Origin of the sequence: Acidovorax sp. Root217 (assembly GCF_001428645.1) — a bacterium.
GTDB lineage: Bacteria > Pseudomonadota > Gammaproteobacteria > Burkholderiales > Burkholderiaceae_C > Acidovorax.
Genome location: NZ_LMIH01000016.1, coordinates 64,537 through 87,161 on the forward strand (window position 1 = coordinate 64,537; position 22,625 = coordinate 87,161).

Sequence of the window (22,625 nt, forward strand, 5' to 3'; positions counted from 1 at the left end):
GCAGACCTGTGCATGGCCGCAAAAGTGGGAGTTGTCAGCCGCTCAGGCCTTCAGCGGAAAGAGCGGGTCCGCTTCGCGGTAGTCGCGCGGGATGATGACCTTGATGTCCTTGTTCAGCACCTGGGTCATGAGCGGCTGGGCGCCCTGGTTCTGCCCGGCCACGAACTTCGTGGCGCCGTACGGCATGATGTGGTCAGCGAAGGTGCTCTTCTCCAGCGCGTCGATGATGGCGGCGCGGTCCACCGATTTGGCACGCTCCAGCGCATCGGCCAGCAGCCACATGGACGTGTAGGTCATGAACAGCTCGTAGCTGAAGAACAGGCCCTTGGCCTCCACGCGCTTCTTGAGGTCCTGCGCCCGCTTGTCCTTGGGGTTGAACCAGTGGTTGCAGTCGATGATGCCGTTGGCCGCGTCCGGAAACTCCTTGACGAACTTGTAGCTCGACGCGGCGCCGCCCAGCACCGAATAGATGGCCTTGGGCGTGACCTTTTGCTGCTGCATGGTGCGCACCAGCAGCGCGTACTCGTTGTAGTAATTGGCGGGGATCACGATGTCGGGGTTGATCGCCTTCATGCGCAGCACGATGTTGTTGAAGTCGCGCGTGGGGTTGGCGTGCTTGACGACCTCCTTGACCTCGTAGCCGTAGCCGGGCAGCTCGCGCGCCAGCAACTGGGCCGTGCCCGAGCCGAACAGCGACTCCTCGTGGATGATCATCACCGTCTTGGCGGGCTTGCCGGCCGCGGTGTTGAGCACGTGCAGGTTGGCCACAGCGGTTTCGGCGCACTTCTTGTAGCCGGGACCGAAGCGGAAGGTGTTCTTCAGCCCGCGCTCCACGATCTGGTCGGCCACGCCCACGTCCACGATGTGCGGCAGGTTGTACTTGGCGGCCGCCTGCGTGGTCGCCAGGCAGATGGCCGAGGCAAACGCCCCGACCACGGCGGACACGCCCGCCTCGTTCATCTTCTCGACCTCGGCCGCGCCGGCCTGGGGCTGGGATTGCGCATCGCCCAGCAGCGCCTCGAGCTTGGCGCCGCCCAGGGACTTGATGCCGCCGGCCTTGTTGATGTCCTCGATGGCCATCATCGCGCCTTCGCGGCATTGCTGGCCCGAGTAGGCCAGCGCGCCCGTCACGGGGTGCAGCACCCCCACCTTGACCGCCTTGGCCTGTGCGCCGCCCACCAGGGGGAAGGCCAGGGCCGATGCGGCGGCGGCCGACTGGGATAGGAAATGGCGGCGGTTGCTCATGGGCGTTCTCCTTGGGGGATGGTCGAAGGGGGTCGTTGAAATCAGTGGAACTGGGCCGACAGCTCTTTGCTGACCCAGACCTTGGCATCGATGCTGCCCACGCGGGACAGCTGCATTTCGTATTCATAGCGGTCTGGCCGGTACAGGCCGTGCAGCCACTGCACGGGCCGCTCCTGGTCGTCGTAGATCAGGCGCCGCACGGCCAGCAGCGCGGAGCCCACCGACACATCGAGGTGGCGGGCCACCACGGCATCGGCCAGCCTGGCGGAAATGGTCTGGTGGGCGCGACCGACCTTCACGCCGGATTCCTCCAGCAGCACCAGAATGGGCTTGCGCGCGAGTTCGCGGCGGCCGAACTGGCGGGCGATGTCGGCCGGCACATAGGTGGTGATGTGCGACAGCGGGCCTTCCCGCGTGCTGCGCACCCGCACCGCCTTCTGCACCGAATCACCGACGGTGATCTGCAAGGCCCCGGCCACCGCGCGGGATGCCGTGACCGTCTCCACGTCGAGCACCTTGACGGACGTGCGCAGGCCCATGCTGACCAGGTTTTCGAGCAGGCCGGTGAGCTGGGCGCGGTTGCTGTGGGGGTGGCTCTCCTGGCCGCCCTGCCCTGCGTCGGGCTGGGGCACGGGCCGGGTGCCCCTGCCGGGCTGGCGGGAGATCAGGCCCTCGCCCTGCAGCAGCTCCAGCGCGCGGCGCACCGTCACGCGCGCCACGGAGAACTGCTGCATCAGCGCCAGCTCGCCCGGCAGGCCCGCAGCAAAACAGCCTTCCTGCAATTGCTCGCGCAGCACCAGGTAGATCTGGTGGTACTTGGGCAGTGGCAGCTTCGGCGACATGGGCCCATCGTCAAACATCCTTAATGTCCTGTCAATGAGACATTTGAGGCTATTTGGTCCTGTTTTAAGGACATTTGTCCCCGAGAGCGACTGGCTGCAAGGCGCTCCCATTTTTGGAGCATGATCGCGCACCTGTTCGGGGCCTGGAGAGGCACCATGCACCGCCGTGGAGCACCTCGTCGCGGCGTTCGCCACAGCGATTGGGGGTAACGCATGCGTCGCTCCCAGGGTTTACCCCAGAAGGCAACAGCGCTCGGTCTTTTGTCTCATTCGCCCACCGATCAATTGACTGGCGCAGGCGCAGTTGCTATATTACTAACCAGTCAGTCATTAACTAGAAAGCCTCTTGAGCACTGTCCCCACCACCCCTTCTGCCGGTACCAAGCGTGAGCGCCGCAAGGAAGCGCGCCCCGGCGAACTGCTGGAGGCTGCGCTCGACCTGTTCGTCGAGAAAGGCTTTGCCGCCACCCGGGTGGACGACGTGGCCGCGCGTGCCGGGGTGTCCAAGGGCACGCTGTTCCTCTACTTCCCCAGCAAGGAAGAGCTGTTCAAGGCCGTGGTGCGCCAGAACATCGTGGGCCGCTTCGAGGAATGGAGCCACGAGCTCGAAGCCTTCGAGGGCACGACCGGCGAACTGCTGCGCCACTGCTACCAGGTCTGGTGGGAGCGCATCGGCGCCACCAAGGCCTCGGGCATCACCAAGCTGATGTTCAGCGAATCGCAGAATTTCCCCGAAATCACCCTGTTCTACCAGCAGGAAGTGATCCAGCCCGGCCAGGACCTGGTGCGCCGCATCCTGCGCCGCGGCATGGACCGCGGCGAATTCCGCTGCGTGAACCTCGACTACGCCGTGCACGTGGTGATGGCACCCATGATCTTCCTGATGCTGTGGAAGCACTCCATGGGCGCCTGCATGCCCGATGCGCTGGAGCTCGGGCCCGAGAAGTTCATCGATGCGCAGGTGGACAACGTGCTGTACGGCCTCTGTGCCCGCCCGGAGACGGGGCCTTTCGCCCCTGCCCCCGCGTCCCCTCCTCCCTCTTCTTCTGCGGCCTGACCCATGAAACGCTGGATTCCCTGGCTGGCTGCGGCCGCCGTTGTCGTGCTGGTCGGCGGGGGCGCGTGGCGCGCCATGGCCGCACGCCAGGCGCAGCAAAAAGCCCTGGCGCAAGCGGCCACCCAGCGCGCCGAGGCGCCCTTGCAACTGGCCGCCAGTGAACTGGTGGGCGTACAGCGCAGGAGCCTGGTGCTGGGCGTGCCGGTGTCGGGCTCGCTGCGCGCCACCGAATCGGCCATGGTCAAGGCGCGGGTGGCGGGTGAACTGCAGGGCCTCACGGTGCGCGAAGGCGACAGCGTGCGCGCCGGCCAGGTGCTGGCCCGCATCGAGGCCACCGAGTCCCAGGCCCGCCTGCGCCAGGCGCAGCAGCAGGCCGACGCGGCCAAGGCGCAGGTCGACATCAACCAGCGCACGGTCACCAACAACCAGGCCTTGGTGAACCAGGGCTTCATCTCGGCCACGGCCCTCGTCACCTCGCAGGCCAGCCTCGAATCGGCCCAATCCACCTACCGTGCGGCTCTGGCCGCCGCCGATGTGGCCAAAAAATCGCTGGACGACACGGTGCTGCGCAGCCCCATCAGCGGCCAGGTGTCACAGCGCCTGGCCCAGCCCGGCGAGCGCATGCCCATCGATGGCCGCGTGCTGGAGGTAGTCGATCTGTCGCGCCTGGAGCTCGAAGCCCTGCTGAGCCCGGCCGACTCGCTGGCCGTGCGCGTGGGCCAGAAGGCCCAGTTGCAGATCGAAGGCAGCACCGAGCCCGTGGTGGCCACGGTGGCACGCATCAACCCCAGCGCCCAGGCCGGCAGCCGCACGGTGCCCGTGTACCTGGCCATCGCGCAGAACCGCGGCGCACCCGCGCTGCGCCAGGGCCTGTTCGTGCAGGGCCTGCTCGACACCGGCCGCGCCGACGTGCTGACCGTGCCACTCGATGCGGTGCGCACCGACAAGCCCGCGCCCTATATACAAGCGGTACAGGGTGGCAAGGTGGCCTACCTGCCGGTCAAGACCGGCGCGCGCGCCGTGGTCGACGGCCAGACCCTGGTCGCCATCGAGGGTGCGCCCGAAGGCACGGTGGTGGTCTCCGGCCGCATGGGCCAGCTGCGCGAAGGCACGGCCGTCACCACGGCTGCAGCGCCCTCGGCAGCGGCTTCCGCGGCGGCCCCTGCATCGCGCACCGCGCCCTGACCCGCCATGTGGTTCACCAAGGTCAGCCTCAAGAACCCGGTGTTCGCCACCATGGTGATGCTCGCCATCGTGGTGCTGGGCCTGTTTTCGTACCAGCGCCTGAAGGTCGACCAGTTCCCCAACATCGATTTTCCGGTGGTGGTGGTCACGGTGGACTACCCTGGCGCATCGCCCGAGATCGTCGAGAGCGAGGTCACCAAGAAGATCGAGGAAGGCGTCAACTCGATTGCCGGCATCAATGCCCTGACCTCGCGCAGCTATGAAGGCACGGCCGTCGTCATCATCGAGTTCCAACTGCACATCGATGGCCGCAAGGCCGCCGAGGACGTGCGCGAGAAGGTGGCCACGGTGCGCCCCCTGCTGCGCACCGAGGTCAAGGAGCCGCGCGTGCTGCGCTTCGACCCCGCGAGCCGCGCCGTGTGGTCGCTGGCCGTGCTGCCCGATGCACAAGACGGTGCCCCTGCGCGCAGCGCCGTCGAATTGACCACCTGGGCCGAGCAGATCCTGAAAAAGCGCCTGGAGAACGTGCGCGGCGTGGGCGCCGTGAACCTGGTGGGCGCCACCAAGCGCGAGATCAACATCTACCTGAACCCCCAGGCGCTCGAGGCCTTCGGCGTCACGCCCGACCAGGTGGCCAGTGCCGTGCGCAACGAGAACCAGGACCTGCCCGTGGGCGCCATCCGATCGCTGGCGCAGGAGCGCGTGGTGCAGATCGACGCACGCATGGAGCGGCCCGAGGACTTCGGCCGCATCATCGTGGCGCGCAAGAACGGCGCCCCCGTGCGCCTGGACCAGGTGGCCCGCGTCAACGACGGCGCGCAAGAGGTCGATAGCCTGGCGCTGTACAACGGCCAGCGCACGCTGCTCTTGTCCGTGCAGAAGTCGCAGGGCGAGAACACCATCGAGGTGGTGGACGGCCTGAACGCGGCCGTGGTCGAGCTGCGCAACCAGCTGCCGCCCGGCGTGCGCCTCGAAACCATTGGCGACAGCGCGCGCCCCATCCGCGTTGCGGTGAACAACGTGCGCCAGACGCTGATCGAGGGTGCCATCCTCACGGTGCTGATCGTCTTTTTGTTCCTGAACTCCTGGCGCTCCACGGTGATCACGGGCCTCACTCTGCCCATTGCGCTGATCGGCACCTTTCTGTTCATGAACATGTTCGGCTTCACCATCAACATGATCACGCTGATGGCGCTGAGCCTGTGCGTGGGCCTGTTGATCGACGATGCCATCGTGGTGCGCGAGAACATCGTGCGCCACGTTCAGATGGGCAAGTCCGCCTACAACGCGGCCATGGACGGCACGCAGGAGATCGGCCTGGCGGTGCTGGCCACCACCTTGTCCATCGTGGCGGTGTTCATGCCCATCGGCTTCATGGGCGGCATCATCGGCAAGTTCTTCCACGAGTTCGGCATCACCATCGTGGCTGCGGTGATGATCTCGATGTTCGTCAGCTTCACACTCGACCCCATGCTGTCGAGCATCTGGCACGACCCGAGCATCCACAGCCATGGGCAGAAGACGGGGCCCGTCACCTTCTACGACAAGACCATCGGCCGCGTCACGGGCTGGTTCGACCGCGCCACCGACGCCCTGGCGGAGGGCTACCAGCACATCCTGCGCTGGGCCCTGGTGCACAAGCTGACCACCATGGCGATTGCCCTGGCCATCTTCGTGCTGAGCATCTTCATGGTGCCGCTCTTGGGCACCGAGTTCGTGCCCAAGGCGGATTTTTCCGAGACGTCGATCAATTTCTACACCCCTGTGGGCTCGTCGCTCGAAGCCACCGAGGCCAAGGCGGCCCAGGTGGAGGCCATCCTGCACGAGCTGCCCGAGGTGCGCTACACGCTGTCCACCATCAACACCGGCAATGCCCAGGGCAAGATCTACGCCAACATCTACGTGCGCCTGGTGGACCGCAAGGACCGCAGCCGCAGCGTGGACGCGATGTCCGACGTGCTGCGCGAGCGCCTGAAGACCGTGCCCGGCATCACCGTCACGCACGTGGGCCTGCTCGACGCCGTGGGCGGGCAAAAACAGGTGGAGTTCTCGCTGCAGGGGCCGGACCTGCAGGAACTGGAGCGCCTGACGGCCACCGTGACCGCGAAGATCCGCAGCATCCCCGGCCTGGTGGACCTCGACACCAGCGCCAAGCCCAACAAGCCGGTGATCGCCCTCGATATCAAGCGCGACGTGGCCTCGGACCTGGGCCTGTCGGTGGCGCAGATGGCGGCATCGCTGCGCACCCTGGTGGCCGGCACCACGGTGGGCAACTGGCGCGCGCCCGACGACCAGACCTACGACGTGAACGTGCGCCTGGCGCCCGAAGCCCGCACCGCCCCGCAGGACCTGGAGCGCCTGCCCTTCGCCATGAGCGCCGCCGATGGCACGACGCGCATCGTGCGCCTGAACCAGGTGGCCAGCGTGACCGAGTCGACCGGCGCCAACCAGATCAACCGCCGCGACCTGACGCGCGAGGTGGCCATCAACGCCAACGTGTCGCAGCGCTCGGCCGGCGAGGTGTCGGCCGACATCAAGACCGCGCTGGAAAGCGTGAACTTCCCGCCCGGCTACCGCTACCAGTTCGGCGGCTCCACCAAGAACATGGCCGAATCCTTCGGCTACGCCATCTCGGCGCTGGTGCTGGCCATCGTCTTCATCTACATGATCCTGGCCAGCCAGTTCCGCAGCTTCTTGCAGCCGCTGGCGCTCATGACCTCGCTGCCGCTCACGCTGATTGGCGTGGTGCTGGCGCTGATGATGTTCCGCTCCACGCTGTCGATGTTCTCCATCATCGGCGTGGTGATGCTCATGGGCCTGGTGACCAAGAACGCCATTTTGCTGGTGGACTTCGCCATCCGCGCCCGCGAGGAGCACACCGACGACACCGGCACCACCGTGCCCGGCCTGCCCCGGGCCGATGCCCTGCTGCTGGCCGCCCGCGTGCGCCTGCGCCCCATCCTCATGACCACGCTGGCCATGATCTTCGGCATGGTGCCGCTGGCATTCGCTTTGTCGGAGGGTTCCGAGCAGCGCGCCCCCATGGGCCAGGCCGTGATCGGGGGGGTCATCACCTCCTCGCTGCTGACCCTGGTGGTGGTGCCGGTGGTGTATTGCTACATGGACGATCTGGCGCGCTGGGCCCTGGCGCGCATGGGTCGCGGCCAGAAGGCGCCCGAGGCCCGTAAAATCGAGGGTTTGTCCTGACACCCGCCCCACGGAGAACTTCCATGAACATGCCACTGAACACGTCTGCCAACATCAGCGACCCTGTCGCCCAGGCCCGCTACAACATGATCGAGCAGCAGATCCGCCCCTGGAATGTGCTCGACTTCGACATCCTGGAGCTGTTGGCCGTGGTGCGCCGCGAGGAATTCGTGCCGCCGGCCTACCGCAGCCTGGCCTTCATGGACATCGAGGTGCCCCTCTTGGGCAGCGATGCCGAAGACGCCGTGCGCCTGGGCCACAGCATGCTGCAGCCCCGCGTGGAAGCCCGCATCCTGCAGGACCTGGCGATCAAGCCCACCGACCGCGTGCTCGAAATCGGTTCCGGCTCGGGCTACATGGCTGCGCTGCTGGCGGCCCGCGCGCAGCAGGTGGTGTCGATCGAGATCGTGCCCGAGCTGGCCGAAATGGCCCGCGAAAACCTGCTCAGCGCCGGTGTGCAGAACGCCGAAGTCCGCCTGGCCGATGGTGCCAACGGTACGACGGACGGCCCCTTCGACGTGATCGTGCTCAGCGGCTCCGTGGCCGAAGTGCCTGCTGCCCTGCTCTCGCACCTGCGCGACGGTGGCCGCCTGGGCGCCATCGTGGGCAACGATCCCGTGATGCGTTTCACCCTGACCCGCCGCACCGGCGACCGTTTCGAGACCACGTCGCCCTGGGACACCATCGCGCCGCGCCTGGTGGGCTTCCCTGAACCCTCCGGCTTCACTTTCTGACCTGCCTTCTCTGGAGTTTTTTGCATGATCGAGCACATCCGCCCCGCCCAACTCGCCGCCTGGTTCGCCACCGCCCCCGCTGGCAGCCGGCCCGTGGTGCTGGATGTGCGCGAGGCCTGGGAACTGCAGACGGCCAGCGTGCGCGCTGAAGGCTTCGAGCTGGTGGCCATCCCCATGGGGCAGCTCACGGGCCGCCTGGCCGAACTCGATGCCGCCCGCGATGCGGGCACGCCCATCGCCTGCCTGTGCCACCACGGCGCACGCAGCCTGCGCGTGGCGGCGTTCCTGGAGCAACAGGGTTTCGAGCGGCTGGCCAACATCAGTGGTGGCATCGACGCCTGGTCGCATGAGAACGACCCGGCCGTGCCCCGCTATTGAAGGTTCCCGGTCTCTTTCGTCCCATCCCCGACATGCAGCTACTCCTGAAAGGCATCCATGACATCGTTCCGGCTACTTCCCCTGTCACTGGCGCTGGGCGCTGCCTTGTGCGCACCCGCACAGGCCCAGAGCCTGACGGAGCTGTTGGAGTCTGCGCGCACCTATGACACGGCCTGGCAGTCGGCCCGGCTGCAGCTCGATGCCTCGGCCCGCCGCGCCGACCAGGCCCGCGCCGGCCTGTTGCCCAGCGCCGGCCTGTCGGCGGGTGTATCGCGCGCCAACACCGATGTGAGCCGCCCGCCCATCGAGCGCACCGCCACCACCCAGACCCTGGGCGTGAATGCCTCGCAGCCCCTGTACCGCCCGGCCAACCGCATCAACCTGGAACAGGCCCAGCGCGGCGTGGACGTGGCCCAGGCCCAGCTCGATGCCGCCAGCCAGGACCTGCTGGTGCGCGTGAGCCAGGCCTATTTCGACGTGCTGGCCGCGCAGGACACGCTGACCTTCGTGCAGGCGCAAAAGGCCGCCGTATCCGAGCAACTGGCCTCGGCCAAGCGCAACTTCGAGGTCGGCACCTCCACCGTGACCGACTCGCGCGAAGCCCAGGCCCGCTACGACCTGGTGATCGCCCAGGAAATCGCGGCCGAAAACGACCTGCGCGTGAAGAAGCTGGCGCTGGACCAACTGGTGGGCATCACGGGCACCCAACCCAAGCCCCTGGCACTGCCCTTGCAACTGCCCCCGGTGCAGCCCGACAACGTGATCACCTGGGTGGACACCGCCCGCGAACTGCAGCCCGGCGTGCGCCAGGCCGCGATTGCGCTGGACATCGCGCGCCTGGAGACCCAAAAGGCCGAAACCGGCCACCTGCCCACGGTGGACCTGCAGGCCGGCTACAACATCCAGCGCAACCCCACCGGCACCATCACCGCGCCGGGCATCAACAGCCGCACCAACAACGCCAGCCTGGGCGTGGCCTTCAACCTGCCGCTGTTTGCCGGTTTCTCGGTGCAAAACCGCGTCAAGGAAACCCTGGCCCTGGAAGAAAAGGCCAGCGCCGACCTGGAGACCACGCGCCGCAACGTGGCCCAGGCGACCCGCGCCGCCTTCTTCGGCGTGCAGTCGGGCCAGGGCCAGGTGCAGGCCCTGCAGGCCGCCGAGGCATCGAGCCAGAGCGCGCTGGATGCCAACAAGCTGGGCTACCAGGTGGGTGTGCGCATCAACATCGACGTGCTCAATGCCCAGAGCCAGCTGTTCCAGACCAAGCGCGACCTGGCCCAGGCCCGCTACAACGTGCTGCTGGGCACGCTCAAGCTGCGCCAGGCCGCCGGCACGCTCACCATCGAAGACGTGCAGGCCATCAACGCCCTGCTCACGCCCTGACGGGCACAGCTCAGACCTTGCGAAAGCGCGGGCCCTCTCCCATCCGGGAGAGGGCCTTTTTCGTGGCCTTGACCGACGGCCCGCGCCGCGCCGCGAGCCAGCCCACGCCGAACCAGGCCTTGGGGTCCTGGGTTGCCATGCTGCGGTAGAGCGCGCTGGCCACCTGCTCGTCATTGAGCCGACCCAGTGCGGACAGGGCCGGCTGCAGGCTGGCCAGGAAATCGTCCGCCCCGCCCTCGAGTGCCGGCGCGACGAACTCGGTCAGGAAGCGCAGGCGCTTCAAGCGCTTGCGCACGCGGTGCTGCGCCTCGACCGACAGGGATTCGAAGCGGCGCGCATCCCGGTGGACCTTGGCGCGCAGCGCCTGCAGGCGCTTGTCCAGGTACCTGCGGGCCTTGGCCGCCCCCAGTTCGCCGTCGCCCTCGGCCGCAGGGGCCTGGGCCGTGAAGCCCATCAGGCCGATCAGCACCGCCTGGAAGGCAGGCGTGCTGACAATGGTGAGGGGCGATGCCTTGGCACCCGCAGGCCGGGCTGCCGATTTCGGCGCCCCCGCCTCGCGCAGTTCGGCGCCAATGGAGTCCAGCGCCTGCTCCCGATCGCGCAGCTGGCCCAGGCGGCGGAACACGTCGACCAGCGGTGGCTCCCAGGCGGGATCGAAGCGGCCCGGCGCCAGGGCATCGAGCTCGCGCAACGCCGTGCCCAGGCGGCGGATGCCGATGCGCAACTGGTGCACATGCTCTTCGCCGGCCGAACCTTCCACGATCTCGCTGGCATTGGCCAGGATTTGCGCCAGGCAGTTGGCCACCACGGCGCGCTGCAGGTTCGGCCCCTTGAGAAACTGCTTTTTACGGCTGCCGGCGGCCATGGGCCGGGCCTTGGCAGCGGGCCTTGCCCATTGCGCTGCCATGAGCCGCTCGCCGCGCTCGGCCTTGGACACCGTGTTCAGCAGCAGGCCATGCTGGGCCGCCCACTGCGTGGCCACTTCGACCAGGCCCGCCACCGGCCCCTCCTTGAGCTCCAGTTCCAGTTCGCACACCGGTGCCTGCTTTTCCTGCGCCGTGCCGCCATGGGCCACGATGCGGCCGAGGTCGAACGCCAGTTCGACCACACCGCCCCGAAAGGCCAGGTCGCGCGTGACGCGGTCGATCTCGGTGCGGTAGGTCTCCAGCAGCGGACCATCCGCGCTGTCCAGCGCCGCGCGCAGGCGCTCACCGGCCTTGGTGCCGGCATGCAGCGCCGGGCGCGCCAGCGGCGTGGCGCCATCGAAGCTGACGTTGTGCTCCTCCCGGTCCAGCGGGCCATCGCCCGTGGCCTTGACAGTCTGCACCCACTGCCCGCCCTCGTTGCGCAGGCGCAGGGCGATGCCGCGCGAGGACAGCGCCTTGTCGGCGGTATCGAAATAGCGCGCCTCCAGCCGGATGGCACTGGACGTACCCCGGCGGGCCGCGGCCTTCACGGCGGCCAGGCGCTTTGCCGGGATGATGAACTTGAATTCGACTTCCATGGTTTCTCTTCTCTTTGTAGAGTGCCGGGCCATTGGCCCCGGTACGAGGGCCTGGCGCAAGCCCAAGGCCCTGGCCGCAGGCGGGATGCTCGCCTGTCATCAATCTGCCATCTTCGCATCCTAAGCTGGCTGCTCCTGGTACGCCCTGCGCCGTGACAGCTCGCGCAAAGTGTTACGACACCATGGACATCGCGAGAAAAACCGGACATGAAGATACTGGAGGGTATGCCGCCGAGACGGCGGGCGATCCTGCGCTCTGTCGCGGGGGCCAGCGGCATTCTCGCCGCACCCTGGCTGGCGGCAACGGGCAGGGGACAGGCAGCGCGCGCCATCGCCGAGGCCCACCGCCCCTCGCTGGCCCAGGGCATCATGAGCGGCGACGTGACCCACGGTCGGGCCATGGTTTGGAGCGCCACCGACCGGCCCGCCCGCATGCACGTGCAATGGGACACGACGCCCCGCTTTGCCAACCCCCGCAGCGTCGTGGGTCCGCTGGCCCTGGACGTGACCGACTACACCGCCCGCCTCGACCTCACCGGCCTGCCGCCGGACCAGACCATTTTCTACCGGGTGCAGTTCCAGGATGCGGGGCAGCCCCGCGTCCTGAGCGACTGGACCCAGGGAAGCTTTCAGAGCGCCCCGGCGGCACGGCGGCACGTACGCATCATCTGGTCGGCCGACACGGGCGGCCAGGGCTTCGGCATCAACCCCGACATGGGTGGCATGCGCATGTACGACACCATGCGCCGCGCCGAGCCCGACCTGTTCCTCCACGCGGGCGACACGATCTACGCCACCACGCCGCTGCAGGCCGAAAAGGCAGTCGAGGGCGGCCAGCTGTGGCGCAACCTGGTGACGCCAGCGCGCACCCGGCCTGCGCAGACGCTGGAGGAATTTCGCGGCTGCTACCGCTACAACCTGCTGGACGAACCCCTGCGCCGATTCAACGCCGAGGTGGCCCAGGTCTGGAACTGGAGCGACCACGAGGTGACCAACAACTGGTCCTCCGCCAAGGACCTGGGCCCCTGGCAGGACTACACCGAAAAACAGGTGGGCATCCTGCAGGCCCATGGCACGCGTGCTTTCCTCGAATACGCGCCCATGCGCTGGCATGCGCAGGACGAGGCCCAGCGCATCTACCGGCGCATCCCCTACGGCCCCCTGCTCGACGTGTTCGTGACCGACATGCGCAGCTACCGGGGTGGCAACAGCAGCAACCTGCAAGGCGGCGAGAGCGCGGAGACGGCCTACTTCGGCAATGCGCAGGTGGACTGGCTGCTGCGCGAGCTCAAGGCCTCGCGCGCACTTTGGAAGATCGTCTCGCTGGACATGCCCCTGGGCGCGATGGTGCGCGACGGCCAGCTGCGGGACGCGCAGGGCCACCCAATCATGGAAAACAGCGCCAACGGCGATGGCCCGCCCCTGGGGCGCGAGCTTGAGATCGCGCGCCTGCTGCGCCAGCTGGCGCGCGAACGCGTGCGCAACGTGGTCTTCACCGCAGCCGACGTGCACTACGCCGCCGCCCATTACTACGACCCCACACGCGCGCAGTTCCACGACTTCGAGCCGTTCTGGGAGTTCGTGGCCGGCCCCATCCACGCGGGCACCGCTGCGCCGCTCCCCATGGACAACACCTTCGGACCCCAGGTGGTGTTCAGCAAGGGGGCCGAGCCGGGCCAGACCCTCTCACCCCTGGCGGGTCTGCAGTTCTTCGGCCAACTCGACGTCGATGCGCAGAGCCGGACCCTATCGGTGCAGCTCAAGGATGCATCCGGCACCGCGATTTACCGCCAGACGCTGCAGCCCCGGCGCGCATGAGTTTTCTCCCTCCCCCAGAAGCGATCCCACCCCACTGAAGGATTTTTCATGGCAAAAGACTTTGACTCGATGGAAGACAGCAACCGCTCGGGCAACCCCAGCATCCATGAGGTGTCGGCACTGCGCCGGCGCACGTTGCTCAGCGGTGGCCTGGCCTCGGCCGTCGGCGGCCTGCTGGCGCCGCTGGCCGCCGTGTCGCTGCCCGGCTGTGCCACGGGTGCCGGCATCGCCAGCGGCCCGCTGCTGGGCTTCAAGAGCGTGCCCATCGGCACGGCCGACCGCATCGTCGTGCCCGAGGGCTATGTGGCCCAGATCATTGCGCCCTGGGGCGATCCCGTGGGCCTGTCGGGCGAAAACCCGGCCTTCAAGGAAGACGGCTCCAACACCGCCGCCGAGCAGGAAGCGCAGCTCGGCATGCACCACGACGGCATCCATTTCTATTCGCAGGAAGGCAGCCGCCAGGGCCTCTTGGTGATGAACCACGAGTACACCGACGACGGCCTGCTGCACGCCGACGGCATGAAGACCTGGACGGCCGAGAAGGTGCGCAAGGCCCAGGCCGCGCACGGCGTCTCGGTCATCGAGGTGGAGCAGAAGGCCGATGGCCAGTGGGATATCGTGCGCCCCTCGCCCTGGGCCCGCCGCATCACCGCGCGCACGCCCATGGCATTTGGCGGCCCGGCCGCCGGCCACGCCCTGCTGCGCACCGCAGCCGATCCCGCCGGCCGACAACCCTTGGGCACGCTGAACAACTGCGCCAGCGGCATCACGCCCTGGGGCACCTACCTGACCTGCGAAGAGAACTTCATCAACTACTTCAAGGGCCCGGACGCGCCCAATGCCCACGACACCCGCTGGGGCCTGCGCAAGGGCGAGCCCGCCGGCTACCGCTGGGCCGAGCACGATGCACGTTTCGACGCCACCAAGAACCCCAACGAACCCAACCGCTTCGGCTGGATCGTGGAGATCGACCCGTTCAACGCCAGCTCCACCCCGGTCAAGCGCACGGCGCTGGGCCGCGCCGCGCACGAAGGCGCCACGGTTGCCGTGACCCGGGACGGCCGTGCCGTGGTCTATTCGGGCGAAGACTCGCGCTTCGAGTACATCTACAAGTTCGTAAGCCGGGAAGCGATCCGCAAGGGCGGCGCGCGTGAAAACGCCGACCTGCTCGACCACGGCACGCTGTACGTCGCCCGGTTCAACGCCGATGGCAGTGGTCAGTGGATCGCCCTCACCCATGGCCAGGGCCCGCTCACCGCCGCCAATGGTTTTGCCGATGCCGGCGAGGTGATGGTCAAGACGCGCCAGGCCAGCGACCTGCTGGGCGCCACAAAAATGGACCGCCCCGAGTGGATTGCCGTGGGCAAGGACGGCGCCGTCTACTGCACGCTGACCAACAACAGCAGCCGTGGCACGGCAGGCCAGCCTGGCGTCGATGCAGCCAACCCGCGTGCCAACAACAGCATGGGCAACATCATCCGCTGGAAGGAAGCCGGCGACTTCGATGGCGCCCGCTTCCAGTGGGACCATTTCATCCTGGCCGGCGATCCGGCGAACGAACGCGCAGATGCCAAGGGCAGTGTCAAGGGCGATATGCTCGCCTGCCCCGATGGCTTGTGGGTCGACGGCCGCGGCGTGCTCTGGGTGCAGACGGACATGTCCACCTCGGCCATGGGCAAGGGAGACCTTTCGCGCATGGGCAACAATGCCATGCTGGCGGCCGATCCGCGCACGGGCGAGATCCGCCGCTTCCTGGTCGGCCCCTCGGGTTGCGAGATCACCGGCGCGACGATGACGCCCGATGGCAAGACCATGTTCATCAACATCCAGCACCCTGGCGAGAGCCCGAGCGAGCGCAGCGACCCCAGCGAGCCGCGCAAGTTCTCGAATTGGCCTGACCAGCGCCCCGCTGGGCGCCCGCGTTCGGCCACGGTGGTGATCCGCAAGGCGGATGGAGGCGTGGTGGGGACGTAAGGCAATCAAGGCCTTTACTTTGCGCAGCCCCAGGCAAGGTCAGCCAGATTCCTGGGCGCTCAAGCCGGCATAGCGTTTGAGAAAGCGCCGCTCATCCGGCGCGTAGCCCTGCGCCGCATAGAAGGCATGCGCTGCAGGCCGGTGGTCGCCGCTGGTCACTTCGGCGCGCACGCAGCCCTGTCCGGTGAAGGAGCGGTCGGCTGCGGCGACCAGTGCCTCCCCTACCCCGCGGCCCCGGTGCCCGGCATCGACCACCAGCGAGGTGATGCGGCCGATGCGGCCTTCGGCGTGGAAAAGCTCCATCACGTGCAGGCTGATGACGCCGGCCACACAGCCATCGACCTCGGCCAGCAGCACGCTGTCACAGGTATTCGCGACGAGGATCGCGAGCTTGCGGACGATCAGCGCCTCATTGGCCTCGTAGCCCAATTGCCCCATCAAGCCAGCGATGGCCGGCGCGTCGGCCGCCACCGCCGTGCGGATGTGCGGCGGAGACGGCTGCGGCTCAGGCATCGACGTCTTCTTCATGCCGCCCCACCGTGCGCTGGCGCACCAGTTGCAGCAACTCCCGCACCGTGGCGCGGGCGGCACCCCGGTGCTGGCGCGCAAAGCGGGCCGCGCGCTCGCTGGCAGCCGCCTGCTGCGCGGGGTCGCGCGCCAGTTGCATGGCTTGCGCCACCCCGGCCGTGAGGTCGGGCACGCGCTGTGCCGCCCTGGCGGCGCAGGCCAGTTCGGCGGCCTCCGCAAAGTTGAAGGTGTGCGGGCCCAGCACCACGGGGCAGCCGCAGGCGGCGGCCTCGATCAGGTTCTGTCCGCCCAGGGGGGCGAAGCTGCCGCCCAGCAACGCCACGTCGGCCATGCCGTAGTACAGGGACATTTCGCCCAGCGAATCGCCCAGCCACACGTCCGCCGGTTCGGGTTGCAGGCTCCAGGTGCTGCGCCGCGACACCGTGAGGCCGGCGCCCTGGAGCAGTTGCTGCACTTCATCGAAGCGCTGCGGATGCCGTGGCACGACCAGCCATTGCACGGGTTGCGCCGCATCTGCGCGGGAGGTGATCCAGGCGCGCACCGCTTCCAGCCACAGCGCCTCTTCGCCTTCGCGGCTGCTGGCCAGCATGGCCACCGGGCGCAGGGCCTGCACGCGCCAGGCGCGGCCCAGCTCCAACTGCGCCGCATCGGGCACCACGTCGAACTTGAGGTTGCCGAACACCCCGTGCACCTGCGCGCCGATGGCGTGCAGGCGCTCGGCGTCGTCCTCGGTCTGGGCGTACACGGCGGTCAGCGCGGCATAGGCCGGGCGCGCCAGCGGAGACACGCGCCGGGCCTTGCGCAGCGAGTGTTCGTTGAAGCGGGCATTGGCCAGCACCAGCGGCACACCGCGCTGCCGGCAGGCGGCCACGAGGTTGGGCCAGACTTCGGTTTCCATCAGAATGCCGATGGCCGGGCGGAACTGGCGCAAAAAGCGCAGCACGGCGCCCTGGGTGTCCCACGGCTGCCACACCTGCACATCACCCGCCTGCAGCAGCTTTTCACCTTCGGCACGGCCGGTGGCCGTGCCATGCGTGAGCAGCAGGCGCATGCCGGGCAGCTGTGCGCGCAACTCGCCCAGCAAGATGGCGGCTGCGCGCGTCTCGCCCAGCGACACGGCATGGATCCAGACGAACTGGCCCAGCGGGTCGGTGCTGCTGTGCAGCACCAGGCTGTCGATGGGCTGCGGGTAGCGGCCAAAGCGCTCGCCCACCGCGACCGCATAGCCGGGCTCGGCAGCGGCGCGGCGGCGCAGCTTGCGCCGCAGCAGGGGCTGGGCCGCCCAGGTGACCATGGAATACAGGGCGCGTGCGGTGGTCATCCGGGGTCTCATTGCGCGACGACGTCGACCACGCGGCCTTGCCATGCCAGGCCCTGGCGGGAGGCGATGACCAGGCAGGCCCCTGCCCCCGGTGCGGCCACGACGGCCTCGCCCCCCGGCGCCCAGAAGGCGCTGCGGCCTGCACAGGTGTAGCCCCCCGTGGGCGCGCCATGGTTGGCCATGAGCACGGCCAGGCCCAGGTCGGCCGCGTAGCCCTGCAACTGGCTGGAATCCCTGGCATACCCGCCCTCGGAGATCACCGAGCCGCAGGCATACAGGGCTGCCCCGCCCTCCCGTGCCGCCAGGGCGTGTTCGGGGTGGGTGGTGTCGGCACACACGGCCAGGGCCGTGGGCTGGCCCGCGAGCGTGCGCAGGTGGACATTTTCGCTGCCCGCACTGGCAAACTGCTCTTCGCCAGGGTGCAGGTAGCGCTTGCGGTACAGGGCAGCGCTGCCATCGGCCCCGAACACCCAGGCGCCGATGGCCGGCTTGTCCCCCGCCACCACCGGGGCCACGGGTGCGCCCACCACCAGCGCCATGCCGGTGGCCCGGGCGGCGTCGCGCAGGGGCGCGAGCAAGGCATCGTCCGCGCCCAGCACCAGGCCGGCCACCAGTGCAGGCTCATAGCCGGTGAGCGACAGCTCGGGAAACACCAGCAACTGCACGCCATGGCGGGCTGCTGCTTGCACCATGGACAGGTGCCCCTGCACATTGGCCCGTACTTCACCGGGAGCGGAAATCGACTGCGCTGCGGCGATGCACAGCAAGGAAGGCATGGGGGTGGTCAAGGAGAACGCGTTCGCAAAAATGGGATCGGGCCTGGAAATCAGTGGGCAGCCGCGCCCAGCTTCGCGTCGGGCTTGACCCGGTGCAGCAGCGCCAGCATGGCCGCCTCGATGCGCGCCAGCGCCTCCTCGGTATGCCCCTCGAAGCGCAGCACCAGCACCGGCGTGGTGTTGCTGGCGCGGATCAGGCCAAAGCCGTCCGGCCAGTCCACGCGCAGGCCGTCGATGGTGTTGACCTTGGCAGGTTCACTGAAGGTGCCGGCCGCCAGGGCCTGCAACCCGGCCGTGAGGCGGTGCGGTTCGCCCTCGGCGCACGAGACGTTGAGTTCGGGCGTCGAAAAGCTGGTGGGCAGTGCGTTGAGCACGGCGCTTGGGTCGGCATGGCGGCTCAATATCTCGAGCAGGCGGCAGCCGGCGTAGGTGCCATCGTCAAAGCCGTACCAGCGCTCCTTGAAGAAGATATGGCCGCTCATCTCGCCGCCCAGGGGCGAGTCGAGCTCTTTCATGCGCGCCTTGATCAGGGAGTGGCCGGTCTTGAACATCACCGGCACGCCGCCCGCGGCGGCAATCGCCGGCGCCAGGCGCTGGGTACATTTCACGTCGAACAGGATGTTGCCACCGGGCACGCGCGAGAGCACGTCCTGGGCGAACAGCATCATCTGCCGGTCGGGGAAAATGTTGACGCCGTCGCGTGTGACGATGCCCAGGCGGTCGCCGTCGCCGTCGAAGGCCAGGCCCAGCTCGGCATCGCTGCCCTGCAGCGCGGCGATCAGGTCGCGAAGGTTCTCGGGCTTGCTCGGGTCGGGGTGGTGGTTGGGGAAATTGCCGTCCACCTCGGAAAACAGCTCGATCACCTCGCAGCCCAGGGCGCGGAAGATGCCCGGGGCGGTGGCGCCAGCAATGCCGTTGCCGCAGTCGACCACGATCTTCAGGGGGCGGGCCAGCTTCACATCGCCGATGATGCGCTCGCGGTAGGCGGGCAGCACGTCCACATGGCGCACGCTGCCACCGGGCGCAAGCTGCCAACTCTCTTCTTCCATGGTGCGGCGCAGGGACTGGATCTCCTCGCCATAGATGGCGCGGCCGTTGAGCACCATCTTGAAGCCGTTGTAGTCGCGCGGGTTGTGGCTACCGGTCACCTGGATGCCGCTCTTGCACAGCGTGCTGGCGGCAAAGTACAAGAGGGGCGTGGTGACCATGCCCACGTCGATCACTTCAATGCCCGCCTCCACCAGCCCCTGGATCAGCGCAGCCGACATGGCCGGGCCGGACAGGCGGCCGTCGCGGCCCACGGCCACAGCCGTCTGGCCTTCGGCGCGGGCTGCCGTGCCAAAGGCGCGGCCCAGGCCCAGGGCGACTTCTTCGTTCAGGGTCGACGGCACGATGCCGCGGATGTCATAGGCTTTGAAAATGGCAGGCGTGGGTTGCACGTGGGGGGCCTTTGCTGTGAGCGTTGGAACGGTGCGCTGGATTGTAGGGGGGCACCCCATGCTGTGCCGGGGATGCCTCTCAACGGTAGACCAGAGCGCTTGGAGGCACATGTCCGAAAACGGCCAGACTGCTTGTAGGCGGGGCCTATCATTCCAGCCATGCCCACCCCTCTCAGCCCCCTCGGCCCGTCGCCCACCGCTGCCGCTCCAGCGGTGGAGGACGAGGGCCGCTACCTGGCTCTGCAGACCCGCGATGCCCGCTTCGACGGGCGCTTTTTCACAGGCGTGACGTCCACCGGCATCTACTGCCGCCCGGTCTGCTCGGTGCGCACGCCCCGGCGCGAGAACTGCCGCTTCTTTGCCATGGCAGCCCAGGCCGAAAGCGCGGGTTTTCGACCCTGCCTGCGCTGCCGGCCCGAGATGGCGCCGCAGTCCCTGGCCTGGTCGGTGCAGGACGCCTCGGGCATCCTCGTGCAGCAGGCCGTGCGCCTGCTCGACGCTCCTGAAGGCTGGGCCCGGGACAACACCCAGGGGGCCACCGTCGCCCGGCTGGCCGAGCGCCTGGGCGTGAGCGACCGGCACCTGCGCCGCATCTTCGAGGCGGCCCTGGGCGTCTCCCCGTTGCAGTACCTGCAGACGCGGCGCCTGCTCACCGCCAAGCAGTTGCTGACAGATACCCCCCTGCCCATTACCCAGGTGGCGCTGTCCAGCGGCTTTGGCAGCGTGCGCCGCTTCAACACCGCGTTTGCAGAGCACTACGGGCTCAACCCCACCCAGTTGCGCAAGAGCGGCAGCGTGGAAGGTGCCGGCAGCACCGGCACGCTGCGCCTGGCCTACCGCCCGCCGCTCGACGTGGCGGCGTTGCTGGCCTTCTTCGAGCGCCGTCGCTTTCTGGGGGTTGAATGGGTGCAGCAGGAGGGCGAAGGCGCCCCGGCCCTGCGCCGCACGGTGCGCCTGTCCCCCGCCGTGACCGGCGGGCTGGAAGCCACCGGCTGGCTCAGCGCCCGCTTCGACACCACCCGCCACCAGGTGCTGCTGCAGACCAGCGACAGCCTGTACCCGGTGCTGCCGGTGGTGATCGCCCGGGTGCGTGCCATGCTGGACCTGGATGCCGAGCCCAGCGCCATCAACGCGGTGCTGCACGCGCGCTTCCCCGACGGCGACGGCCTGCGTGTGCCTGGGGCCTTCGATGGCTTCGAGCTGGCCGTGCGCGCCGTGCTGGGCCAGCAGATCACCGTGGCCGCCGCGCGCACGCTGGGCCAGCGCCTGGTGGAGCGGCTGGGCGAGCCCCTCGAGACACCGTGGCCCGAGCTGAGCCGGCTGTTCCCGCCCCCCTCTGTGCTGGCCCGCGCCGAGGGCGACGTGCTCGGCCAGATGGGCATCGTGCGCCAGCGCCAGGCGGCCATCGTGGCGTTGGCGCAAGCGGTGGACAGCGGGGCCCTGGCCTTGCATGCCGGTGCCGACGTGGCAGCCACCACGGCGGCCCTGTGCGCCCTGCCCGGCATCGGCGACTGGACCGCGCAGTACATCGCCATGCGCGTGCTGCGCTGGCCCGATGCCTTCCCGGCGGGCGACGTGGCATTGCACAAGGCCCTCGGCGTGCAGGGCCAGAAGAACCCGGCCCGCGCCGCTACCGAGGCATCGGCGGCCTGGCGCCCGTGGCGCAGCTATGCCGTGCTGCGCGCCTGGGCGGAGCTACCCCTGCCCGGCGCTGCCGCGCAAAAAACCCTCTGAATCAGCCCCTCCCATGCAATTCCATCCTGCCACGGTGCAATCGCGCACCCCTTCTCCGCTCGGCCCGGTGCGCCTGGCTGCCTCCCCCCAGGGCCTGGTCGGCCTGTGGTTCGACGGCCAGCGGCACCAGCCCACCGCCTTGCTGGACGGGCCCGGAGCCTGGCCCGAAGCGCCCGGCCATGCCCTGATGCAGGAAGCCGCCTCGCAGCTGCAGGAGTTCCTGCACGGCAAGCGCAGGGGCTTCGACCTGCCCCTGGACCTGTCGGGCGGCACGCCGTTCCAGCAAGAGGTATGGCGCGCCCTGCTGGCCATCGGCTGCGGCGCCACCACCACCTACGGCACCCTGAGCCAAGACCTGGGCCGCCCGCGCGCGGTGCGGGCCGTGGGCGCGGCTGTCGGGCGCAATCCCGTGAGCGTGATCGTGCCCTGCCACCGGGTGCTGGGCGCCGACGGCAGCCTGACCGGCTATGCCGGCGGACTGGACCGCAAGGGCGCCCTGCTGGCCATCGAGGGCGCGCGCCCGCTGGCGGCATGAGCGATTGCGGATCCAAACCCGTCTCCGCCTGGATCGGCGAGTTCGTGCTGCTGGCCTCGCTTTGGGGAGCGTCCTTTCTGTTCATGCGCATGGGCGCCTCGGAGTTCGGGCCTCTGCCCACGGCCGGGCTGCGCGTTGCCCTGGCCACCGTCTTCCTGTGGCCCATCATGCTGCGCCAAGGCCATTGGCCCGCCTTGCGCCGCCACTGGCGGCCCATCATGGTGGCCGGCATCATCAACTCGGCCATCCCCTTCGCGCTGTTCTCCTGGGCGGTGCTGCACATCGCCACCGGGCTCAGTTCCATCCTGAATGCCACAGTGCCCCTGTTTGGTGCACTGATCGCCTGGCTTTGGCTGGGCGACCGCATCGGCCGCCTGCGCTGGGTCGGGCTGGCGCTGGGCTTCCTCGGGGTCGCACTGCTGGCCTGGAAGGCCCCGGCGGGCACGGGCTTCAAGACCGACCAGGCACTGTGGGCCATCGGCGCCTGCCTGCTGGCGTCGGCGTTCTATGGGCTGGCGGCCAGCTTTGCGCGCACGCGCCTGGTCGGCATTCCCCCACTGGCCACCGCCACGGGGAGCCAGTTGGGCGCGGCCCTCGGGCTGGCCCTGCCCACCCTCTGGTTCTGGCCTGCGCAGATGCCGGGACCCCGCGCCTGGGGCGCCGTCATCGCCATCGCCGTGCTGTGCACAGGCATTGCCTACATCCTGTATTTTCGGCTGATCGCCCATGCCGGTCCGAGCCGGGCTCTGGCAGTGACATTCCTGACCCCGGTGTTCGCCATGCTCTACGGTGCTCTGTTCCTTGAGGAGCGCATCACCGCATGGACGGTGGGCAGCGCACTCGTGATCGTCACCGGCACGCTGTTGTCAACCGGGCTTGTCAGGACGCGCGGCCCCGCCGTGGAGGCCCCGGAACGGCCCTAAACTCGATGCATGCTCTTAGTCGCGTCGGTTTTCAGCACGCTT

General features: G+C 68.7%; 18 protein-coding genes. 11 read left to right on the top strand and 7 right to left on the bottom strand.

All coding sequences use genetic code 11. From position 1 onward, the window contains the following. Positions 1 to 42 precede the first annotated feature (42 nt). Entirely contained in the window at positions 43 to 1,245 is a 1,203-nt protein-coding gene (locus ASE31_RS17110) for an ABC transporter substrate-binding protein (protein ID WP_057203030.1), read from the bottom strand. A gap of 41 nt (positions 1,246 to 1,286) precedes the next feature. Continuing rightward, positions 1,287 to 2,087 (bottom strand): GntR family transcriptional regulator, encoded by an 801-nt coding sequence (locus ASE31_RS17115; protein WP_057203254.1) that lies wholly within the window; start codon positions 2,085 to 2,087, stop codon positions 1,287 to 1,289. 346 nt (positions 2,088 to 2,433) lie between these two features. On the opposite strand from ASE31_RS17115, the gene ASE31_RS17120 reads away from it, so the two are divergent. Genes ASE31_RS17120 through ASE31_RS17145 form a run of 6 tightly spaced genes read left to right on the top strand, consistent with a single transcriptional unit; the run spans position 2,434 to position 10,031 of the window. Continuing rightward, the gene (locus tag ASE31_RS17120; protein WP_057203031.1) at positions 2,434 to 3,144 is read left to right on the top strand and encodes a TetR/AcrR family transcriptional regulator; all 711 of its coding nucleotides are present in this window, start codon (positions 2,434 to 2,436) and stop codon (positions 3,142 to 3,144) included. A gap of 3 nt (positions 3,145 to 3,147) precedes the next feature. Continuing rightward, the gene (locus tag ASE31_RS17125) at positions 3,148 to 4,329 is read left to right on the top strand and encodes an efflux RND transporter periplasmic adaptor subunit (RefSeq protein ID WP_057203032.1); all 1,182 of its coding nucleotides are present in this window, start codon (positions 3,148 to 3,150) and stop codon (positions 4,327 to 4,329) included. Between the two features lie 6 nt (positions 4,330 to 4,335). Next, positions 4,336 to 7,536 carry an efflux RND transporter permease subunit gene (locus tag ASE31_RS17130; RefSeq protein ID WP_057203033.1) on the top strand — a complete coding sequence of 1,067 codons (3,201 nt, stop codon included), beginning with the start codon at positions 4,336 to 4,338 and terminating at the stop codon, positions 7,534 to 7,536. A gap of 23 nt (positions 7,537 to 7,559) precedes the next feature. Beyond that, entirely contained in the window at positions 7,560 to 8,270 is a 711-nt protein-coding gene (locus tag ASE31_RS17135; protein ID WP_057203034.1) for a protein-L-isoaspartate O-methyltransferase, read from the top strand. Between the two features lie 24 nt (positions 8,271 to 8,294). Next, complete coding sequence (locus ASE31_RS17140; RefSeq protein WP_057203035.1) at positions 8,295 to 8,648, top strand: rhodanese-like domain-containing protein; 354 nt, start codon at positions 8,295 to 8,297, stop codon at positions 8,646 to 8,648. A 57-nt stretch (positions 8,649 to 8,705) separates the two neighbouring features. After that, on the top strand, positions 8,706 to 10,031 hold the full coding sequence (locus ASE31_RS17145; RefSeq protein ID WP_057203036.1) for a TolC family outer membrane protein: 1,326 nt from the start codon (positions 8,706 to 8,708) through the stop codon (positions 10,029 to 10,031). 10 nt (positions 10,032 to 10,041) lie between these two features. On the opposite strand, the gene ASE31_RS17150 is transcribed toward ASE31_RS17145, so the two are convergent. Next, the gene (locus tag ASE31_RS17150) at positions 10,042 to 11,535 is read right to left on the bottom strand and encodes a CYTH and CHAD domain-containing protein (protein WP_057203037.1); all 1,494 of its coding nucleotides are present in this window, start codon (positions 11,533 to 11,535) and stop codon (positions 10,042 to 10,044) included. A 207-nt stretch (positions 11,536 to 11,742) separates the two neighbouring features. On the opposite strand from ASE31_RS17150, the gene ASE31_RS17155 reads away from it, so the two are divergent. Next, positions 11,743 to 13,353 (top strand): alkaline phosphatase, encoded by a 1,611-nt coding sequence (locus ASE31_RS17155; protein ID WP_235514583.1) that lies wholly within the window; start codon positions 11,743 to 11,745, stop codon positions 13,351 to 13,353. A gap of 48 nt (positions 13,354 to 13,401) precedes the next feature. Next, the gene (locus ASE31_RS17160) at positions 13,402 to 15,327 is read left to right on the top strand and encodes a PhoX family phosphatase (protein WP_057203039.1); all 1,926 of its coding nucleotides are present in this window, start codon (positions 13,402 to 13,404) and stop codon (positions 15,325 to 15,327) included. A 39-nt stretch (positions 15,328 to 15,366) separates the two neighbouring features. Here the strand turns inward: ASE31_RS17160 and ASE31_RS17165 are convergent, their stop codons facing one another. From ASE31_RS17165 to ASE31_RS17180, 4 genes are read right to left on the bottom strand one after another with little or no spacing between them, the layout of a single operon-like run. Next, the gene (locus tag ASE31_RS17165; RefSeq protein WP_235514585.1) at positions 15,367 to 15,855 is read right to left on the bottom strand and encodes a GNAT family N-acetyltransferase; all 489 of its coding nucleotides are present in this window, start codon (positions 15,853 to 15,855) and stop codon (positions 15,367 to 15,369) included. Next, entirely contained in the window at positions 15,833 to 17,176 is a 1,344-nt protein-coding gene (locus ASE31_RS17170; protein ID WP_057203041.1) for a 3-deoxy-D-manno-octulosonic acid transferase, read from the bottom strand. The genes ASE31_RS17165 and ASE31_RS17170 overlap by 23 nt, the downstream gene beginning before the upstream one ends. 8 nt (positions 17,177 to 17,184) lie before the next feature. Next, positions 17,185 to 17,952 (bottom strand): carbon-nitrogen hydrolase family protein, encoded by a 768-nt coding sequence (locus ASE31_RS17175; protein WP_200961124.1) that lies wholly within the window; start codon positions 17,950 to 17,952, stop codon positions 17,185 to 17,187. A gap of 50 nt (positions 17,953 to 18,002) precedes the next feature. Continuing rightward, positions 18,003 to 19,391 carry a phosphomannomutase/phosphoglucomutase gene (locus tag ASE31_RS17180; protein ID WP_057203042.1) on the bottom strand — a complete coding sequence of 463 codons (1,389 nt, stop codon included), beginning with the start codon at positions 19,389 to 19,391 and terminating at the stop codon, positions 18,003 to 18,005. A 159-nt stretch (positions 19,392 to 19,550) separates the two neighbouring features. Between ASE31_RS17180 and ASE31_RS17185 the strand changes: the two genes are divergently transcribed. From ASE31_RS17185 to ASE31_RS17195, 3 genes are read left to right on the top strand one after another with little or no spacing between them, the layout of a single operon-like run. Continuing rightward, entirely contained in the window at positions 19,551 to 21,125 is a 1,575-nt protein-coding gene (locus tag ASE31_RS17185; protein WP_057203043.1) for a DNA-3-methyladenine glycosylase 2 family protein, read from the top strand. A 13-nt stretch (positions 21,126 to 21,138) separates the two neighbouring features. Further along, a complete protein-coding gene (locus tag ASE31_RS17190) occupies positions 21,139 to 21,660 on the top strand; it encodes a methylated-DNA--[protein]-cysteine S-methyltransferase (RefSeq protein WP_057203044.1) in 522 nt (173 codons plus the stop codon). After that, positions 21,657 to 22,583 (top strand): DMT family transporter, encoded by a 927-nt coding sequence (locus tag ASE31_RS17195; protein ID WP_057203045.1) that lies wholly within the window; start codon positions 21,657 to 21,659, stop codon positions 22,581 to 22,583. The genes ASE31_RS17190 and ASE31_RS17195 overlap by 4 nt, the downstream gene beginning before the upstream one ends. Positions 22,584 to 22,625: the final 42 nt, after the last annotated feature.

Bases quoted from the DNA above. Each gene is read 5' to 3' on its own strand.
- ASE31_RS17110 (WP_057203030.1), bottom strand. From the start codon at position 1,245: ATGAGCAACCGCCGCCATTTCCTATCCCAGTCGGCCGCCGCCGCATCG.
- ASE31_RS17115 (WP_057203254.1), bottom strand. From the start codon at position 2,087: ATGTCGCCGAAGCTGCCACTGCCCAAGTACCACCAGATCTACCTGGTG.
- ASE31_RS17125 (WP_057203032.1), top strand. From the start codon at position 3,148: ATGAAACGCTGGATTCCCTGGCTGGCTGCGGCCGCCGTTGTCGTGCTG.
- ASE31_RS17130 (WP_057203033.1), top strand. From the start codon at position 4,336: ATGTGGTTCACCAAGGTCAGCCTCAAGAACCCGGTGTTCGCCACCATG.
- ASE31_RS17135 (WP_057203034.1), top strand. From the start codon at position 7,560: ATGAACATGCCACTGAACACGTCTGCCAACATCAGCGACCCTGTCGCC.
- ASE31_RS17140 (WP_057203035.1), top strand. From the start codon at position 8,295: ATGATCGAGCACATCCGCCCCGCCCAACTCGCCGCCTGGTTCGCCACC.
- ASE31_RS17145 (WP_057203036.1), top strand. From the start codon at position 8,706: ATGACATCGTTCCGGCTACTTCCCCTGTCACTGGCGCTGGGCGCTGCC.
- ASE31_RS17150 (WP_057203037.1), bottom strand. From the start codon at position 11,535: ATGGAAGTCGAATTCAAGTTCATCATCCCGGCAAAGCGCCTGGCCGCC.
- ASE31_RS17155 (WP_235514583.1), top strand. From the start codon at position 11,743: ATGAAGATACTGGAGGGTATGCCGCCGAGACGGCGGGCGATCCTGCGC.
- ASE31_RS17160 (WP_057203039.1), top strand. From the start codon at position 13,402: ATGGCAAAAGACTTTGACTCGATGGAAGACAGCAACCGCTCGGGCAAC.
- ASE31_RS17165 (WP_235514585.1), bottom strand. From the start codon at position 15,855: ATGAAGAAGACGTCGATGCCTGAGCCGCAGCCGTCTCCGCCGCACATC.
- ASE31_RS17170 (WP_057203041.1), bottom strand. From the start codon at position 17,176: ATGACCACCGCACGCGCCCTGTATTCCATGGTCACCTGGGCGGCCCAG.
- ASE31_RS17175 (WP_200961124.1), bottom strand. From the start codon at position 17,952: ATGCCTTCCTTGCTGTGCATCGCCGCAGCGCAGTCGATTTCCGCTCCC.
- ASE31_RS17185 (WP_057203043.1), top strand. From the start codon at position 19,551: ATGCCCACCCCTCTCAGCCCCCTCGGCCCGTCGCCCACCGCTGCCGCT.
- ASE31_RS17190 (WP_057203044.1), top strand. From the start codon at position 21,139: ATGCAATTCCATCCTGCCACGGTGCAATCGCGCACCCCTTCTCCGCTC.
- ASE31_RS17195 (WP_057203045.1), top strand. From the start codon at position 21,657: ATGAGCGATTGCGGATCCAAACCCGTCTCCGCCTGGATCGGCGAGTTC.